The organism is Microbispora sp. NPDC049633, assembly GCF_040675265.1.
GTDB classification, from domain to species: Bacteria; Actinomycetota; Actinomycetes; order Streptosporangiales; family Streptosporangiaceae; genus Microbispora; species Microbispora maris.
This window is the reverse complement of the sequence record NZ_JBFAOO010000039.1, coordinates 16,676-33,535: the sequence shown is the minus strand read 5'-3', so window position 1 is coordinate 33,535 and position 16,860 is coordinate 16,676. Positions and strand designations below refer to the sequence as shown.

Here is a 16,860-nt window from a genome sequence, read left to right as displayed (position 1 = left end):
GCCCTAGCCTTGGCAGCCATGGGACGTACCCGGACCTGGGGGGTAATAACGGCGCTGTTCACCCTGGCCGCGTGCGGAGGCCAGGGTACCGAATCGACGGCCCCTCCGACGGGCGTTTCGGTATCGCTCAACCAATGGCGCAGCGACGAGGCGTCCCACGCGCTGGAAGTCTCCGTGCGCAACGACACCGCGACGCCCGTGCGCTTCCTGGACGTCCAGCTGGTCACCGGCTCGTTCGCGACGCTCCCACCGGCCCGCGTGGACGCCACCCTCGGCAGGACGCCGCGCACGGACCTGCGAATCCCGTACGGCGAGGCGCGTTGCGATCCGGTGACGATCCCGCCGGTCGAGCCCGCCACGGTGGTCGCGCACGTCCAGGTCGCCGGCGGACCGCCGCGCAAGGCGGTGTTCCCGGTCCGCCACCCCGATCCCACCCTGGACGGCCTGGTGAAGGCCGAGTGCGGGGCGTACATCCTGCGCCGGTCGGTGGACGTGACGTTCGGGGACGCGTGGACCAGGGCGGGCCGGGCCCTCCACGGCGACCTCGTCGTCACCAGGAAGGGCGGATCGGAGCCGGTCACGATCGACGACCTCGGCGCCACCACGCACTACACGCTGTTCCCCCGCTCCGGGAAGCGCCGGCCGGTGGCGGTGCTCGCGGCGGACGCCACGCGGCTGGAGATCCCCGTGGAGGTCACCCCGATGCGCTGCGACTGGCACGCCTTCGCCGAGGCCAAGAAGGCCTACCTGTTCCCGGTCTACGCCGTCGTGGGCGGCGGAGAGAGGCGCTACCTCATCGCGACGCCTCCGGCTCCGGTGCAGCGGACGTTCCTGTCGTACGCGCAGGACGTGTGCGGCGTCGGCGGATCCTGACCGCGAGACCGGCCCAGGAGGCGAGCACGACGGCGATCACGGCCACCCGCACGTGCGTGACGTACGCCTCCGGGTAGACGACGCCCTCGATGTAGGTGTCGATGAAGCCGCCGGGCAGCAGGCCGCGCTCCCCCGCCCTGGCCCGCCCCCAGTTCTCCAGCGCGGTCAGCGGGCACTCCACGAGCCCGGCGAGCTGCACCAGCCCCCAGGCGCACAGCCCGAGGTGCGGCCAGATCAGCCGGGGCCGCCGCCAGGCGAGGAAGCCGCCCAGGGCGATGTAGGCGATGACGAGGAAATGCGCCACCATCGTGGCCTGCCAGACGAGCCGGTAGATCATGGTCTGCCCTCCTCCGCGAAGGAGGGTAGGCCGCCGCCGCCCGCCGGGGCATCCGGCGGGCTACTCAGGCGCGTACTCAGATCGACGCGTGCTCAGATCGACGCGTGCTCGGGACGACGCGGCTCAGGGCGAGACGGTGGCCGCCCGGGCGGCGTCGACCAGGCCGTGGCCGAAGAAGCCGTTCTTGTCCGTGGGCCCCTCGCAGACGTGGGTCTCGCCGGTGCCGTAGCGGTAGGTCCGCGGCGTGGGGCAGCCCTTCGGGATCGCCGTCGCGTACAGCAGGCGCTCCACCTGCGCGGGGTCCATCTGGAGCCCGCCCTTGCCCGGCTTGCCGAACCGGCCGATGATCAGCGCCGCCACGCCGGTGACGTGCGGCGCGGCCATGGACGTGCCCTCCATGTACTGGTAGTAGGCGCATCTGCCGCCCTGGCAGTCGCGGATCACCGAGGGCGTCTTCGGCTTGCCGTTCGCGAACAGGAGGCCCTTGGCACGCAGGACGTGCTCGGGGGCGGCGGCCAGGATCTCCCGGGTGGCGCCCTTGAGGTCGGTGCCGCCGTCGAACATGTCGCCGCCCGGCGCGGCGATGTCGGTCTGCTCGACGCCGTAGTCGGAATACCCCGCCTTACGCCCGCTGGGGCCGACCGAGGACACCGAGATGACGCCGTCGAGCTCGGCGGGGACGTTCAGGCAGGTGTTGTCGACGGGCCGCTTCCTCTCCGCCCCGCGCGGGAAGTCCGGGCTGGCGGTGTCCGTCTTCGGCTTGCCGAGGTCGCCGCCGGAGTTGCCGATGGCGGTGATCAGCGTGACGCCGTGCGCCCGGGCGTACTTGACCGCCCGGCGCATCCCCTCCAGGATCGCCCGCTGCTCCAGCCGCTCCCTGGGGCTGTCGCTCGGGTTGTTCGCGCAGTTGAACGTCCAGGGGTCGACGTAGAAGCTCATGTTGACCACGTCGACCCCGACGTCGGCGGCGTACTCCAGGGCGTCCATGGTGGGCTTGAGGAAGAAGAAGCCCGAGTCGGTGCCGGCGCGGAGGTTGACCAGCGAGACGTCGGGCGCGACCCCGCTGACGCCGAGGCCGTTGATCGGCGAGCCGATCGTGCTCGCGACGTGGGTGCCGTGGCCGTCGTCGTCGACGTCCGCCGGGTCCTTGCAGCCCTTGTGCTCGCAGGGGCCGTCGAGCTTCTTGCCGTTCTCGTCGGTGGGCTGGTCGATCACGAAGTTGCGGCTCAGCGCCCGGTTGAAGTTCGGCGCGATGTCGGGGTGCTTGCCGTCGATCCCGGTGTCGATGACGCCCACGAGCACCTTGTGGCTGCCCCGGGCCTTGGCGTACGAGCCGCTTGGCGTGGCGCCGATCATCTTCATGTCCCACTGACGGTCCGACAGCGGGTCGCCGCCGGGCGCCTTCCTGACGTCCGCCGCGCCCGTCCCGAGGGCCCGCGCGCCGGCCGAGGCGGGCACGTCCGCGGTCCTGCCGACGGGACGGTCGAGCGTGACGCCGACCACGGAGGGGTCGGCGCCGATCTTCACCGGGTCGGACGCGCGCACGACGAGGTAGCCGAGCTTGTCGTCCCGCCCCCGCACCGTGCCTCCGGCCGCCTCGACCGCCCGCTGAGCGGCGGCCCGGCCGCCGTCGGTGTAGAAGACCAGGTAGTCCTGCGAAGGTTCGGACGCGGCCGCCGTCCCCTGCAGGCCCGCGGCCCCCAGCCCGCCGAGCAGCGTGATGGACATGATGGCCCCGGCGAGCCGCCCCCGTGCGTGCAACGATCCTCCTCGGTTGCGGGCCCCCGGTGCCGGGGCCCCCTCGATCCGGGCTCAAGCATCCTCCCGGCGGCCGCGCACGCTCGCAAGCCGGCCACCGAAAAGGGATATGCCCGTTTTATCCCCTCAAAGCCGGACGGCCGTGGTCCGGTCCCCTGGGACCACGGCCGCCGGATCACCCCTCAGACGAGAGGCCGCGCCGTCGGCGGGATGGGAACGGGCAGGACGGTCCGCCCGCTCAGGTAGCGGTCGACCGCCGCCGCCGCCGACCGGCCCTCGGCGATCGCCCACACGATCAGCGACTGGCCCCGGCCCATGTCGCCGGCCGCGAACACGCCCTCGACCGACGTCTCGTACGACGCGTTCCTGGCCACGTTGCCCCGGGCGTCGAAGAACGACTCCGCGTCGCCGGACAGCGCCGCGAGGTCGTTCAGCAGCGGGCCCTTCTCCGGGCCGAGGAAGCCCATCGCGAGCGTGACCAGCTCGGCCGGGATCTCCCGCTCGGTGCCGGGGATCGGCTTGAACCCCGCCGCCGGGCCCTCGACCTCGACCAGGCGCAGCGCCCGCACGTTGCCCTCGTCGTCGCCGGCGAACTCCGTGGTGGACACGGCGTACACGCGGTCGCCCGCCCCGGCCTCGAGCTCCTCGTGCGCGCTCTCCATCTTGAACAGCAGCGGGTAGGTCGGCCACGGCTGGCTGCCCGGGCGGGCCGCCGGCGGCCTCGGCATGATCTCCAGCTGGGTGACGGACAGGGCCCCCTGCCGGATCGCCGTGCCGATGCAGTCGGCGCCGGTGTCACCGCCGCCGATCACGACGACGTGCTTGCCCTTCGCCGAGATCGGCGACTCGGGGAAGTCGCCCTCCTGCGCCTTGTTGGCCGGCGGGAGGTACTCCATCGCCTGGTAGACGCCCTTGAGCTCGCGGCCGGGCACCGGCAGGTCGCGCCACGCCGTGGCGCCGCCCGCCAGCACGACCGCGTCGAACTCCTCGCGGAGCCGCTCCACCGTGACGTCCACGCCGACGTCGACACCGGTGCGGAACTCGGTGCCCTCGGCCTCCATCTGGGCGATGCGGCGGTCGACGTGCCGCTTCTCCATCTTGAACTCGGGGATGCCGTAGCGGAGCAGCCCGCCGATCCGGTCGGCCCGCTCGAACACGACCACGTCGTGCCCCGCGCGGGTGAGCTGTTGCGCGGCGGCAAGGCCCGCCGGGCCCGAGCCGACGACCGCGACCTTGCGGCCCGTCTTCACGGCGGGCGGCTGCGGCGTGACCCAGCCCTCGGCGAAGGCGCGGTCGACGATCTCGACCTCGACCCGCTTGATCGCGACCGGGTCGGAGTTGATGCCGAGCACGCACGCCGACTCGCACGGCGCCGGGCACAGACGGCCGGTGAACTCCGGAAAGTTGTTGGTCGCGTGCAGCCGCTCGATCGCCTCACGCCAGTCGTCGCGGTAGACGAGGTCGTTCCACTCGGGGATGAGGTTCCCGAGCGGGCAGCCGTTGTGGCAGAACGGGATGCCGCAGTCCATGCAGCGGGCCGCCTGCTTGGTGAGCGCGGGCTTGGGGAAGTCCTCGTAGACCTCGCGCCAGTCGCGGATGCGGACGTCGACCGGGCGGCGCGCCGGCAGCTCGCGCCCGTGTGTCAGGAACCCCTTCGGGTCAGCCATCGGTGTACCCCCCTTATCCGTGTGCGGCGGCCATGACCGCCTCGTCGATGTCGCGGCCCTCGGCCTCGGCGGCGGCCCGCGCCAGCAGGACCCGCTTGTAGTCCGACGGCATCACCTTGGAGAAGCGGCCGAGCGCGACGTCCCAGTCGGCGAGCAGCGCCTTGGCCACCGTGGACCCGGTCTCCGCGAAGTGCCTGTCGACGATCTCCCGCAGGAACTCGGCGTCCTCGTCGTCCAGCGCCTCCAGCTCGACCATCTCGCGGTTGACCCGCTCGGGCCGCAGGTCGAGCACGTACGCGACGCCGCCCGACATGCCCGCGGCGAAGTTGCGGCCGGTCGGCCCGAGGACGACGGCCCGGCCGCCGGTCATGTACTCGCAGCCGTGGTCGCCCACGCCCTCGACGACGGCGGTCGCGCCGGAGTTGCGGACGCAGAACCGCTCGCCCACGACGCCGCGGACGAAGACCTCGCCGGACGTCGCGCCGTACAGGCCGACGTTGCCGGAGATGACCTGCGTCTCGGCCTCGAACGGCGCGTCGGGGTGCGGGCGGACGACGATCCGGCCGCCCGACAGGCCCTTGCCGAGGTAGTCGTTGGCGTCGCCGGTCAGCCGCAGCGTGACGCCGCGCGGCACGAACGCGCCGAACGAGTTGCCGGCCGACCCGGTGAACGACACGTCGATCGTGTTGTCCGGCAGTCCGGCGCCGCCGTACCGCTTGGTCACCTCGTGGCCGAGCATCGTGCCGACCGTGCGGTTGACGTTGCGGATGGGCAGCTCCAGCGTCACCGGCTCGCCGAGGTTCAGCGCGCCCTCGGCGAGCTGGATCAGGGTGTTGTCCAGCGCCTTGTCGAGCCCGTGGTCCTGCTCGACGACCTTGCGGCGCGGGGTGCCCTCGGGCAGCTCCGGCTGGTGCAGGATCGGCGACAGGTCGAGGCCGGAGGCCTTCCAGTGCTCGACGGCCTGGGTGGTGTCGAGCAGGTCGGCCCGCCCGATGACCTCGTCCAGCGAGCGGTAGCCGAGCTCGGCGAGGTACTCGCGCACCTCCTGGGCGATGAACTCGAAGAAGTTCACCACGAACTCGGGCTTGCCGGTGAACCGCTTGCGCAGCTCGGGGTTCTGCGTGGCCACGCCCACCGGGCAGGTGTCGAGGTGGCAGACCCGCATCATGACGCAGCCGGAGACGACCAGCGGAGCGGTGGCGAAGCCGTACTCCTCGGCGCCGAGCAGCGCCGCGATGATCACGTCGCGGCCGGTCTTGAGCTGGCCGTCGGCCTGCACGACGATGCGGTCGCGCAGCCCGTTGAGCAGCAGCGTCTGCTGGGTCTCGGCCAGGCCGAGCTCCCAGGGGGCGCCCGCGTGCTTGACCGAGGTCAGCGGGGAGGCGCCGGTGCCGCCGTCGTGACCGGAGATCAGCACGACGTCGGCGTGGGCCTTGCTGACGCCCGCCGCCACGGTCCCGACCCCGACCTCGGCGACCAGCTTCACGTGGACGCGGGCGCGCGGGTTGGAGTTCTTCAGGTCGTGGATGAGCTGGGCCAGGTCCTCGATCGAGTAGATGTCGTGGTGCGGCGGCGGCGAGATGAGGCCGACGCCGGGCGTGGAGTGCCGGGTCTTGGCGATCCACGGGTACACCTTGTGGCCGGGCAGCTGGCCGCCCTCGCCGGGCTTGGCGCCCTGCGCCATCTTGATCTGCAGGTCGTCGGCGTTGACGAGGTACTCGCTGGTCACGCCGAAGCGGCCGGAGGCCACCTGCTTGATCGCGCTGCGCCGCGCGGGGTCGTACAGCCGCTCGGGGTCCTCCCCGCCCTCGCCGGTGTTCGACTTGGCTCCGAGCCGGTTCATCGCGATGGCCAGCGTCTCGTGCGCCTCCATCGAGATGGAGCCGTACGACATGGCGCCGGTGGAGAACCGCCTGACGATCGACTCGACCGGCTCGACCTCGTCGATCGGCACGGGCGCGCCGGCGGGACGCAGCTTGAACAGACCGCGCAGCGTCATGAGATTCTCGGACTGCCCGTCCACGAGGGACGTGTACTCCTTGAAGATCTCGTACCGCCGGGTGCGGGTGGAGTGCTGCAGCTTGAAGACGGTGGTCGGGTTGAACAGGTGCGGCTCGCCCTCGCGGCGCCACTGGTACTCGCCGCCGACCTCCAGCCGCCGGTGCGGGTTCTCCGCGCGGGGGTAGGCCCGCGCGTGCCGCTCCAGGGCCTCCGTCGCGAGCACGTCGAAGCCGACGCCGCCGAGGCGGGAGGTGGTGCCGGTGAAGCACTGGTCGATGACCTCGGCGCCGAGGCCGAGTGCCTCGAAGATCTGCGCGCCGGTGTAGGAGGCGACCGTGGACACGCCCATCTTGGACATGACCTTGAGCACGCCCTTGCCGTACGCCTTGATCAGGTTGCGCACGGCCTTGCGCGGGTCGAGGTCGAGCCGGCCCGTCGCGATCATGTCCTCGACCGTCTCCAGGGCGAGGTAGGGGTTGATCGCGCTCGCGCCGTAGCCGATGAGCAGGGCCATGTGGTGGCACTCGCGGGCCTCGCCGGTCTCGATCACGAGACCGACCCGGGTGCGGGACTTCTCCCGGATGAGGTGGTGGTGCACCGCGCCGGTGAGCATCAGCGACGGGATCGGCGCCCGCTCGCGGGACGACCCGCGGTCGGACAGCACGATGATCCGCGCGCCGTCCTCGATGGCCCGGGAGACCTCCTGGCGGATCTCCTCCAGCCGCCGCACCAGCGCCTCGCCGCCGCCGGCCGCGTCGAACAGGCCGGACACGACGTACGGCTGGAAGCCGGGCAGCGCGCCCTCGTCGTTGATGTGGACGATCTTCGCGAGCTCGTCGTTGTCGATCACCGGGTAGGGCAGCACGAGCCGGCGGCAGGAGGCCGGGCCGGGGTCGAGCAGGTTGCCCTCGGGGCCGATCGTCGACTGCAGCGAGGTGACGAGCTCCTCGCGGATGGCGTCCAGCGGCGGGTTGGTGACCTGTGCGAACAGCTGGCTGAAGTAGTCGAACAGCAGCCGCGGCTTCTCGCTCAGCACCGCCACCGGGGTGTCGGTGCCCATCGAGCCGATGGGCTCGGCGCCGTTCTTCGCCATCGGCGTGAGGATGACCCGCAGCTCCTCCTCGGTGTAGCCGAAGGTCTGCTGCCGCTTGACCAGCGCCTCGTGGGTCGGGTGCTCGTGCTCGCGCTCGGGCAGCTCCTCGAAGCGGACCAGGCCCGCGTGCAGCCACTCGCCGTACGGCTCGGCGGCGGCGAGCTCGGCCTTGATCTCGTCGTCCTCGATGATCCGGCCGCGCGCGGTGTCGACCAGGAACATGCGGCCCGGCTGCAGGCGGCCCTTGCGGACGACCTTCTCCTGCGGGATGTCGGACAGCACGCCCGCCTCGGAGGCGAGCACGACGAGGCCGTCGTCGGTGACCCAGAACCGGCCCGGGCGCAGGCCGTTGCGGTCGAGGACCGCGCCGACCAGCGTGCCGTCGGAGAAGGTGATCGACGCGGGGCCGTCCCACGCCTCCATGAGCGTGGAGTGGAACTCGTAGAAGGCCCGGCGGGCCGGGTCCATCTCCGTGTGGTTCTCCCACGCCTCCGGGATCATCATCAGCACGGCGTGCGGCAGCGACCGGCCGCCGAGGTGCAGCAGCTCCAGCGTCTCGTCGAACGACGCGGTGTCGGAGCCGTCGGGGTCGCAGATCGGGAACAGCCGCCGCAGGTCGCCCGGGATCAGGCCGGTGGCGAGCATCGCCTCGCGGGCGCGCATCCAGTTGCGGTTGCCGCGCACGGTGTTGATCTCGCCGTTGTGCGCGACGTACCGGTACGGGTGGGCCAGCGGCCAGGAGGGGAAGGTGTTGGTCGAGAAGCGCGAGTGGACCAGCGCGATGGCGCTGACGTAGCGCTCGTCGGACAGGTCGGCGAAGAACGGGTCGACCTGGAGCGAGGTCAGCATGCCCTTGTAGACGATCGTCCGCGAAGACAGCGAGGCGAAGTAGACGTCCGCCTCGTGCTCGGCCCGCTTGCGGAAGGCGAACACGATCCGGTCGAGGTCGACGCCGGTCTCACCGCCGGGCGAGGTGACGAACAGCTGGGCGAAGTGGGGCATGACCGCGCGTGCGGTGGCGCCGGGCAGGTCGCGGTCCACCGGCAGGTCGCGCCAGCCGAGGACGGTGACGCCCTCCTCGGCGGCGATCTCCTCGATGAGGCCGACCGCGGAGGCCCTCGCCTGCTCGTCCAGCGGCAGGAACGCGGTGCCCGCGGCGTACGCGCCCTCGGGCGGCAGCGGGAAGTCCACTGTCGCGCGGAAGAACGCGTCGGGGATCTGGGTGAGGATGCCCGCACCGTCGCCGGTGTCCGGCTCGCTGCCGCTGGCACCCCGGTGGTCGAGGTTGCGGAGCGCGGTCAGTGCCTTGGCGACGATGTCGTAGCTGCGGCGGCCGGCGACATCGGCCACCATTGCTACGCCACAGGCGTCGTGCTCGAATCCGGGGTCGTAGAGTCCCTGGGGCTCGGGGAGACCTCCGGGAAGGCCAAGGCGGGCAGCAGGCATGTAGTCACTCCCGTCGTCAACGTCTGCGTGGAACAGAGGGACGACGCTGGCCCTGCTGCGGGTTGAGTGCTTTAGAGATTACAACACGCTGCCGGAATAGTGCCCCCCAGGTCCGCTTCGCGAACCTTCACAGGTCAGCGCCGTGGATATGGTTTGCGCATGAGTGGTCATGAGGCGATCGACGAACTGCTCGCGGAGGCCGGCGTGGACGGCCTGCGCCTGCGCGGAGCGCTGGCGCTCCTGTCCGGCGGCCGCTGGTGGACCTTGTCCGACCTGGTCAGGGAGACCGCGACGTCGCGGCGGACGATCGAGTCGCTGCTGCGGGTGCTCCCCCTTGAGCACAGCGGTGACCGTGTCCGTATTCCCAGCGATCAGGTCAACCGCTACAACGTCCCAATTGATACGGATATTTCCGGTCTCGGGAATCCGGTCTCCGAAATGGTCGCGGCGCACGCCGAGACGCTCGACCGCCTGGAGACCCTGATCGCCGGAGCCCCCCGGGGGCGGCACGCGCTCGACCACGTCTCCGCGACCGCGGAGACGGTTCTGCGCCGGGCCCTGCTGCTGGGGCGGCGGTTCTGGCTGCCCGGCGCCCGCCTGCTGTGCGTCGGCGACCACGATCTGACCTCGCTGGCCGTGCGGATGGTCCACCCCGAGGTCGAGGTCGCCGTGGCCGACATCGACGACCGCATCCTGGAGTACATCGACGCCCAGGATCTGGGAGTGCGCACCCGCTGGGCGGATCTGCGCCTCGGCCTGCCGCCGTCGCTGCGCGGCTGGGCCGACCTCGCGATCACCGACCCGCCGTACACGCCGGACGGGATCGGGCTGTTCGCCGCCCGCGCCGCCGAGGGCCTGCGCGACCGCGACCGGGGACGCATCCTGGTGGCCTACGGCGCGTCCGAGCGCACTCCGATGCTCGCCCTCAAAGTGCAGAAGGCACTCATCGACCTCAACCTGCTGCAAGAGGCGATATTTCCGCACTTCAACCGGTATCACGGCGCGGAGGCGATCGGCAGCGCGGCGGACCTGTACGTGCTGCGCCCCACCACGAAGACGTGGCCGGCGATCGCCGCCCGGCTCGACCGCCTCGCCACGGCCATCTACACGCAGGGCCCCCAGGCCGTCGAGTCCGCCCCGGCGGCGCCGCCCGGCGAGGCGGCCGTGACGGCGTTCGGGCCGGACCTGCTCGCCGGCGACTGGCCGCGCGGCCTGCTGCCCCAGGTGCCGCGCACCCGGCTCGCCACCCTGCTGGCCAAGCCGTACGCCTCGGATCCCGGGCGCGTGGCGATCGCCGTGCCGGCCGGGCTGGAGGCGGCGCTGCCCCGCCTGCTGCTCGCGACGCGCGCCCGGCACGTGCGCGTGCTCACGGCCGGTCCGATCACGGACCCGGCCGCGCTGGCCGCGCTGCTGGCCCCCGTCTACTCGCTGACTGTCGCGCCCCCGGAAACGGGCCACGTGCTCGACGCCGTACGGCTCGCGCGGCCGGACGGCGGCACGGACCGGGCGGTGCGCACGATCATGGACAACGCGCACGGGAAGGTCGCCAACACCTGGCGGGAGGCGCTCACCGAGACGGCCGGGCTCACCAAGCGGCAGGCCAGGGCGGCCGTCGAGGAGGCCGCGCCGTGGGCACTGGACGCCACGCCGCTCGAACTCCCCCTCCACCGGTTCGCCCAGATGGCGGCGCTGATCACCGCGACGCGGCTACCGGGCGGCGGGGAGGGAGGCTGACGGCTGCACCGAAGTGGTCGCGCCGGGGTCGGTGGGAGGAGCCTCCGAGGGCTGGGCGGTGTCGGCCGGGCCCGGCGGCTGCGTGGGGTCCGACGGCACCCCGGCGACCTTGACCACGCGGCGGAAGACCGCCTTCTCGGCCTCCCGCACGGCCAGGCCGAGCATGATGAAGTCGTCCCTCTCCCCCGGTTCCGCGCCGTCGGTCCTGCCGACCCAGGCCACCCCGAGGTAGTGCCCCAGGACGTAGGCGTTGGCCTCGCTGTAGGCGCCGAACCTCGCTCGGGGCGAGTCCAGCGGCTGCACCCAGGCGCCCCGGTAGAGCGACGTGAGCGACTTCGCCAGCGAGTCGGCCGCCGCGACGTCCGCGAGGTTGAACAGGGTGTACTGCGCGACGTACGCGCCGTCGGCCGTGGTGTACAGGCCGCGGACCGCCTGTGTGCATCCGGCCTCGGCCAGGGCGTCGGCGAGGTCGGCTCCCCACACCGCGCCGGCGCAGGACTGGTCCAGACGGCTGGCGAGCCTGCGCAGCGTGACCTTCCCCGCCGCGAGCGTCCGCGCGCCGAACACCTCCTGGGCGGTCAGCGGCGCGGAGTCGGCCTTCCGATCCCGCACCGGGGCCAGTTCCTTCAGCGTCGGCCAGGACTGGAAGGACGCGGGAAGTCCCTCCCCGACCACGCCGCCCGCCGCCTGCGCCGCCGGCGGCGGCGCCCCGCCGATCGCGTTGATCGTCAGCGTCAGCACCAGGGCGATCGCCAGCACTCCCGCACCGACGACCGACCACACGAACACCCGCTGCTTCCGGTCGTCCAGCCCCAGCTCGGTGAGGGCGGCCCCGGTCCTGCCCGGGGCCGGCGCGGACGACCGGCGCTTGCGCTTGGTCATAGACCGCCGGTTCCAATCAACGAGCCCAGGCCCCAGGTCAGCGCCGCGGCCACGGCGCCCACCACGAGCTGGCGCAGGCCGCTGAACCACCAGCTGCGGGCCGTCACCCGGGAGACCACGGCCCCGGCGGCGAACAGCGCCACCATGGACGCCACGGCGGAGATCCACAGCCCCCGCACACCCAGCAGGTACGGCAGGAGCGGGACGATCGCGCCCAGGCTGAACGACAGGAACGACGACACGGCGGCGAGCACCGGAGAGGGCAGGTCGCCGGGGTCCACGCCCAGCTCGGCCCGCGTGTGGACGGCCAGGGCCTCCTCCGGGTCGCGGGAGATCTGCCGGGCGACCTCCCTGGCGGTCTCCGGGTCCACACCCCGCTGTTCGTACATGCGGGCGAGCTCGGCCTCCTCGGCCTCCGGGTGCCGCTCCAGCTCCCGCCGCTCGACGTCGATCTCGGCCTGCGCGAGCTCGCGCTGGCTGGCGACCGACACGTACTCGCCGCCCGCCATGGAGAACGCTCCGGCGGCCAGGCCGGCGATGCCCGCGAGCGCGATGATCCTGGTCTCGGCGGTGCCGCCGGCGACGCCCGCGATCAACGCGAAGTTGGAGACCAGCCCGTCCATCGCGCCGAACACCGCCGGGCGTAACCAGCCGCCGTTGACGTCCCGGTGCTCGTGATGGATCTCGGCCCGCGCCCCCGTCGTGGCCTTCGTCATCGCCGGTCGGCCTCCCCCTCCGCCGGGCCGGCCTCGTTCGCGGCGTTCGCGCCCGCGGCCGCCGTCTCCTGGGGATCCCCTGGCGTCTCGTCCTGTTCCTCCTCACGCAGCAGTTCCGGCTCGTCGGCCTGGTCCCGCCCGTGAGCGGGGTCGGCGTGGGCGGGGTCGCCGTCGCCGATCTGCGCGCCCAGCGGCTCCTCGCCCGCGCGGTTGCGGGCCAGCCACAGGTACGCCAGCGCGCACAGGAAGATGACGATCGAGGTCCACTGGTTCAGCCGCAGGCCGAGGATCTGGTGGGCGGGATCCACCCGCAGCCCCTCGATCCAGAACCGGCCGAGCGTGTAGCCCGCCACGTACAGCGCGAACACCCGGCCGTGCCGCAGCGTGAGCCGGCGGGCGGCCAGGATCAGCACGACGGCGAGCGCGAGGTCCCACAGCGACTCGTACAGGAACGCCGGGTGGTACGTGGTCGCGCCGGGGACGGTGCCGGGGCGGCCCGGCTCGATCTCCAGGCCCCACGGCAGGTCGGTGGGGCCGCCGAACAGCTCCTGGTTGAAGTAGTTGCCCCAGCGGCCGATGGCCTGGGCCACGGCCACACCGGGGGCGAGGGTGTCGGCGACGGCGGTGAAGGAGATGCCGCGCCGGCGGCAGGCGATATAGACACCGAGCGCGCCGAGGGCGATCGCGCCCCAGATGCCGAGGCCGCCCTCCCAGATGAACAGGGCGTCGATCGGCCGCTTGGGCGCGTCCGAGCCGAAGTAGATCTGCCAGTCGGTGATGACGTGGTAGAGACGTCCGCCGACGAGGCCGAACGGCACGGCCCAGACCGCGAGGTCGGTGATCGTCCCGGGGGCGCCGCCACGGGCGCGCCAGCGGCGTTCGCCGATCCAGACGGCGACGATGACACCGAGCACGATGCACAGCGCGTACGCGCGGATCGGGATCGGTCCGAGATTCCAGACCCCCTGTGACGGGCTGGGAATCGAGGCGAGGAGGGGCATGTAACGTGACGTTACCGCAAGAGAGGGCGGCCCCGGAGCGAGGCACGGGCATCGCCTGCCCGACCTGCGCCGACCCCCCGGCGCACCCCGTTCAGAGTCCGGCGGCGGCGTCCTCGCGGAGGGCGGACAGGCGCGCGGCGAGGTCCTCCAGGCCGGGGTACTCACCGAGATCCACCAGCCCGAGCCAGCCCAGCCCGGTCACCCCCTCGGGGTCGCACGCGCCGAGTACGCCTCCCGCGAGCGCCGCGACCGTGTCGGCGTCCCCGCCTAGCGACACGGCGTACGGCAGCGCGGCAGCCGGGTCCGGAGCCTCGCGAATCACGTGGACCACCGCGGCGGCCGTCTCCACGGCGTCCAGCGAGACCCCCTCGGGCGGGGGCGACCACCGCCCGCGCGCGGCGGCCGTCACGGTGTCCATGACGGTGTCCATAACGGTGTCCATAACGGTGTCCATCGGGCCGTAGCGTTCACCCGCCCAGCGGGCCTCGGCCGCCGCCGCGTCCAGCAGGTCCGCCGGGCCGGCCCCCTCGACCGCGTACGACGCCATGGCCGCGATCACGCAGGCCGCCGCCACGGCCGCGGGCGCCCGGTGCGTCGCGACGGACAGCACCTCGCACAGGTCCCGGCGGCGTCCGGGGCGGTCCGGCGGCACGGCCCACCCGGCCGGGGCGACGCGCATGGCCGCGCCGTTGGTGGGCAGATCGTCCGCCGAGGGCGCGGGGATCTCCCCCGTCTCGGCGAAGCGCGCGAGGGCACGCCGCGTCGTCGGCCCGAGGCCGCGCACCGCGGGCGCCGCGCCGGCCAGCCGGGTGAGGAAGTCCAACGAGGAGGGGCGCCCGCCCGTATCGGCCAGGCACCGGGCGACCAGCACCATCTGCGCCGTGTCGTCGGAGGTCGCGCCGCGCGGCCAGCCCCGGTCCGGCGCGGGCAGCCGGACGACCTCGGCCGGGTCGACGCGCTCCGGCGGGCGGCCCTCCCACGGCACGCCGAGCGCGTCGCCCGCCGCGAAGGCGAGCATCGCCGCGTGGATCCTCCGCTCCCGGGAGGTCACTTGCCGGCGCTCTCCACCGCGTCGCGCAGCGAGGCCGGCACGAAGGCGACGTTGGTGTCGAGGTCCTTGCCGTTGAGCTTGACGGTCGGCGTGCCGGTCAGCTTCTGCGTGCTCATGGTCTTCTCGGTGAACTGCTGGTGAGCGGCGACGTTGCGCTGCTCCCGCACGCAGGTGTCGAAATCGTCGGCGGTGACGCCGGCCTCCTTGCCCCACTTGATCAGCTCGTCGGCGGTGAAGCCGGTCACGGTCTCACTCGGCTGGTTCTTGTAGAGCTTGTCGTGGTACGCCAGCCACTGCTGACCGTCGGTCACGCACCGGGCCGCGGAGGCCGCCCGCAGCGAGTTGCCCTTGGTGGGCTCCTGCCCGAAGATCGTGATCGGGTGGTACACGACCTTGGCCTTGCCCTCGGCCGCCAGGTTCTTCAGCGTGGAGCCGCTGGTCTCCTCGAACTGCTTGCACGCCGGGCACTGGAAGTCCTCGAACACGTCGACCACGGGCGCGTTCACGCCGGACTTGGCCATCACGACCGTGCCGTCCTTCTCCACGCTGACGGGAGCGAGGCCGCCCGCGACCTTCTCCGAGGCCCCCTGGCGCACCGACCACACGGCGAAGGCGACCGCGATCACGGCGACCACCGCGATGGTCACGATCATCGTGACGCGCTTGCGCTGCTCCTGCTTGCGCAGGGCCTCCCGCTGGGCCGCGATGCGGGCCCTGGCCGCCTCGCTCGTACGCTTGCTCACGAAACTTCCCCCCTGGCTATCCCCTCGGCCACGTTCCGCGGTCGTCCGCGGTCACGCGCCGTCGTTCTCACCGTCGTCCGAGCCGTCCTCGTCCGTCGTATCCCGCTCCCCGGTGAAGCCCAGCGCGGAGTCCAGCGAGAAGCGGCCCGCCGGCCTGACGACGATCCACGCCGCGCAGACGAGCAGCCCGAGGTCGCGCAGCAGCTCCCAGAAGTAGTCGGGGTCCTGTCCCGCGGCCAGCGTGCCGTCGCCGCCGAAGCAGCCGCAGTCGATGCGCAGCCCCCTGGCCCAGGCCGACGCGATGCCGACGACGAAGGCCACCATCAGCACCCCGCCGACGACCGCCGCCGCGCGTGTGAACAGGCCGACGAGCAGCAGCAGGCCGGTGATGATCTCCAAGACGGGCAGGCCGTACCCCACGACCTGCGCGACGGAGTCGGGCAGGAGCTGGTAGGCCCGCACCGCCTGCACCGACAACGCGGGCGCGCCGATCTTGAGCGCACCGGCGACGATCAGTACGCCGGCGAGCACGACCCGTGCGGCGGTCGTGACCCAGGAGAGCGCGGGCTTCGCAGGCTGTAACCGCTCGGACACCGAGGTGCCGGATGCCAACTGAACCATGAGTCTCCTCGCCCGGTAGGCAACACCGACTGAACAGTACCGGGACCCAACCTCACCATGTGCTGGATAAGAGCATGGTAAGCCGCCTTATCTCGGCCGGTCGTGGCGCACCTACGGGAAGGAAACCTCAGGGCGGATCAGCGCCGGACACCCCGGGCGAGTTCGTACCCGAGTTCGCGAACGGCCGCGAGACCGGACTTCTCGTCCGGGGCGTCGAGCAGGCGCCGGATGAAGGCGGACCCGACGATGACGCCGTCGGCGTACGCCGCGACCTCGGCCGCCTGGGTGCCGTTGCCGACGCCCAGGCCGACGCAGACGGGCAGCCCCGTGTGCGCCCTGGTGCGCTTGACCAGGCCCTCGGCCGCCGAGCTGACGGTCTCCCTCGCGCCGGTCACGCCCATCAGCGACGCCGCGTACACGAAGCCGGTGCAGCAGGCGGCGACCCGCTCGATGCGCTCGTCCGGCGAGCTGGGCGCGACGAGGAAGACCGTGTCGATGCCGGCCTCCTTGCTCGCGGCGAGCCAGGGCTCGGACTCCTCGGGCGTCAGGTCGGGGGTGATGGTCCCGACGCCGCCCGCGGCGGCGAGGTCGCGCGCGAAGCGCTCGGCGCCGTAGCGGTCGATCGGGTTCCAGTACGTCATGACCAGCGTCGCGGCCCCCGACTTCGCCACGCCCTCGACGGTGCGCAGCACGTCGGCGATGCGGGTGCCGTTGGTCAGCGACCGGTGCACCGCGTCCTGGATGGTCGGGCCGTCCATGAGCGGATCGGAGTACGGCAGGCCGATCTCGATCACGTCGCAGCCGGCCTCGACCATCGCGGTCGCCGCGGCGACCGCGCCGTCCTTGGTCGGGAAGCCGGCCGGCAGGTAGCCGACCAGCGCGGCCCTGTCCTCGGCGCGGGCCTTGTCGAACACCGCTTGGAGTGTCGTCATCGGGA

The 16,860-nt window shown here is 72.6% G+C and carries 13 protein-coding genes; 2 read left to right on the top strand and 11 right to left on the bottom strand.

What is annotated here, in order from left to right:
- Nucleotides 1-18 precede the first annotated feature (18 nt).
- Nucleotides 19-873: a hypothetical protein gene (locus AB0J39_RS13200; RefSeq protein WP_363463904.1), complete on the top strand. Its 855-nt coding sequence runs from the start codon at nucleotides 19-21 to the stop codon at nucleotides 871-873.
- Here AB0J39_RS13200 and AB0J39_RS13195 read toward each other — a convergent pair.
- From AB0J39_RS13195 to gltB, 4 genes are all read right to left on the bottom strand, one after another.
- Nucleotides 794-1,210 carry a DUF2784 domain-containing protein gene (locus AB0J39_RS13195; RefSeq protein WP_363463902.1) on the bottom strand — a complete coding sequence of 139 codons (417 nt, stop codon included), beginning with the start codon at nucleotides 1,208-1,210 and terminating at the stop codon, nucleotides 794-796. The genes AB0J39_RS13200 and AB0J39_RS13195 overlap by 80 nt on opposite strands.
- Nucleotides 1,211-1,333: 123 nt before the next feature.
- A complete protein-coding gene (locus AB0J39_RS13190) occupies nucleotides 1,334-2,971 on the bottom strand; it encodes a S8 family serine peptidase (protein WP_363463900.1) in 1,638 nt (545 codons plus the stop codon).
- 179 nt (nucleotides 2,972-3,150) lie between these two features.
- Complete coding sequence (locus AB0J39_RS13185; RefSeq protein ID WP_363463898.1) at nucleotides 3,151-4,635, bottom strand: glutamate synthase subunit beta; 1,485 nt, start codon at nucleotides 4,633-4,635, stop codon at nucleotides 3,151-3,153.
- A 13-nt stretch (nucleotides 4,636-4,648) separates the two neighbouring features.
- On the bottom strand, nucleotides 4,649-9,175 hold the full coding sequence (gene gltB / locus AB0J39_RS13180) for a glutamate synthase large subunit (RefSeq protein ID WP_363463896.1): 4,527 nt from the start codon (nucleotides 9,173-9,175) through the stop codon (nucleotides 4,649-4,651).
- A gap of 159 nt (nucleotides 9,176-9,334) precedes the next feature.
- Between gltB and AB0J39_RS13175 the strand changes: the two genes are divergently transcribed.
- Nucleotides 9,335-10,909 carry a bis-aminopropyl spermidine synthase family protein gene (locus tag AB0J39_RS13175; protein ID WP_363463894.1) on the top strand — a complete coding sequence of 525 codons (1,575 nt, stop codon included), beginning with the start codon at nucleotides 9,335-9,337 and terminating at the stop codon, nucleotides 10,907-10,909.
- Here AB0J39_RS13175 and AB0J39_RS13170 read toward each other — a convergent pair.
- The 7 genes from AB0J39_RS13170 to trpA form a co-directional block, all read right to left on the bottom strand.
- On the bottom strand, nucleotides 10,883-11,791 hold the full coding sequence (locus tag AB0J39_RS13170) for a hypothetical protein (RefSeq protein ID WP_363463892.1): 909 nt from the start codon (nucleotides 11,789-11,791) through the stop codon (nucleotides 10,883-10,885). The genes AB0J39_RS13175 and AB0J39_RS13170 overlap by 27 nt on opposite strands.
- On the bottom strand, nucleotides 11,788-12,507 hold the full coding sequence (locus AB0J39_RS13165; RefSeq protein WP_363463891.1) for a VIT1/CCC1 transporter family protein: 720 nt from the start codon (nucleotides 12,505-12,507) through the stop codon (nucleotides 11,788-11,790). Before AB0J39_RS13165 ends, AB0J39_RS13170 begins: the two co-directional genes overlap by 4 nt.
- A complete protein-coding gene (gene lgt, locus AB0J39_RS13160) occupies nucleotides 12,504-13,508 on the bottom strand; it encodes a prolipoprotein diacylglyceryl transferase (RefSeq protein WP_363463890.1) in 1,005 nt (334 codons plus the stop codon). Before lgt ends, AB0J39_RS13165 begins: the two co-directional genes overlap by 4 nt.
- 91 nt (nucleotides 13,509-13,599) lie before the next feature.
- On the bottom strand, nucleotides 13,600-14,559 hold the full coding sequence (locus tag AB0J39_RS13155; protein WP_363463888.1) for an ADP-ribosylglycohydrolase family protein: 960 nt from the start codon (nucleotides 14,557-14,559) through the stop codon (nucleotides 13,600-13,602).
- Nucleotides 14,556-15,302 carry a thioredoxin domain-containing protein gene (locus AB0J39_RS13150; protein ID WP_363463886.1) on the bottom strand — a complete coding sequence of 249 codons (747 nt, stop codon included), beginning with the start codon at nucleotides 15,300-15,302 and terminating at the stop codon, nucleotides 14,556-14,558. The genes AB0J39_RS13155 and AB0J39_RS13150 overlap by 4 nt, the downstream gene beginning before the upstream one ends.
- A 51-nt stretch (nucleotides 15,303-15,353) precedes the next feature.
- Nucleotides 15,354-15,923: a MauE/DoxX family redox-associated membrane protein gene (locus AB0J39_RS13145; protein WP_363463885.1), complete on the bottom strand. Its 570-nt coding sequence runs from the start codon at nucleotides 15,921-15,923 to the stop codon at nucleotides 15,354-15,356.
- A 137-nt stretch (nucleotides 15,924-16,060) separates the two neighbouring features.
- Nucleotides 16,061-16,855: a tryptophan synthase subunit alpha gene (gene trpA, locus AB0J39_RS13140; protein WP_363463884.1), complete on the bottom strand. Its 795-nt coding sequence runs from the start codon at nucleotides 16,853-16,855 to the stop codon at nucleotides 16,061-16,063.
- Nucleotides 16,856-16,860 lie beyond the last annotated feature (5 nt).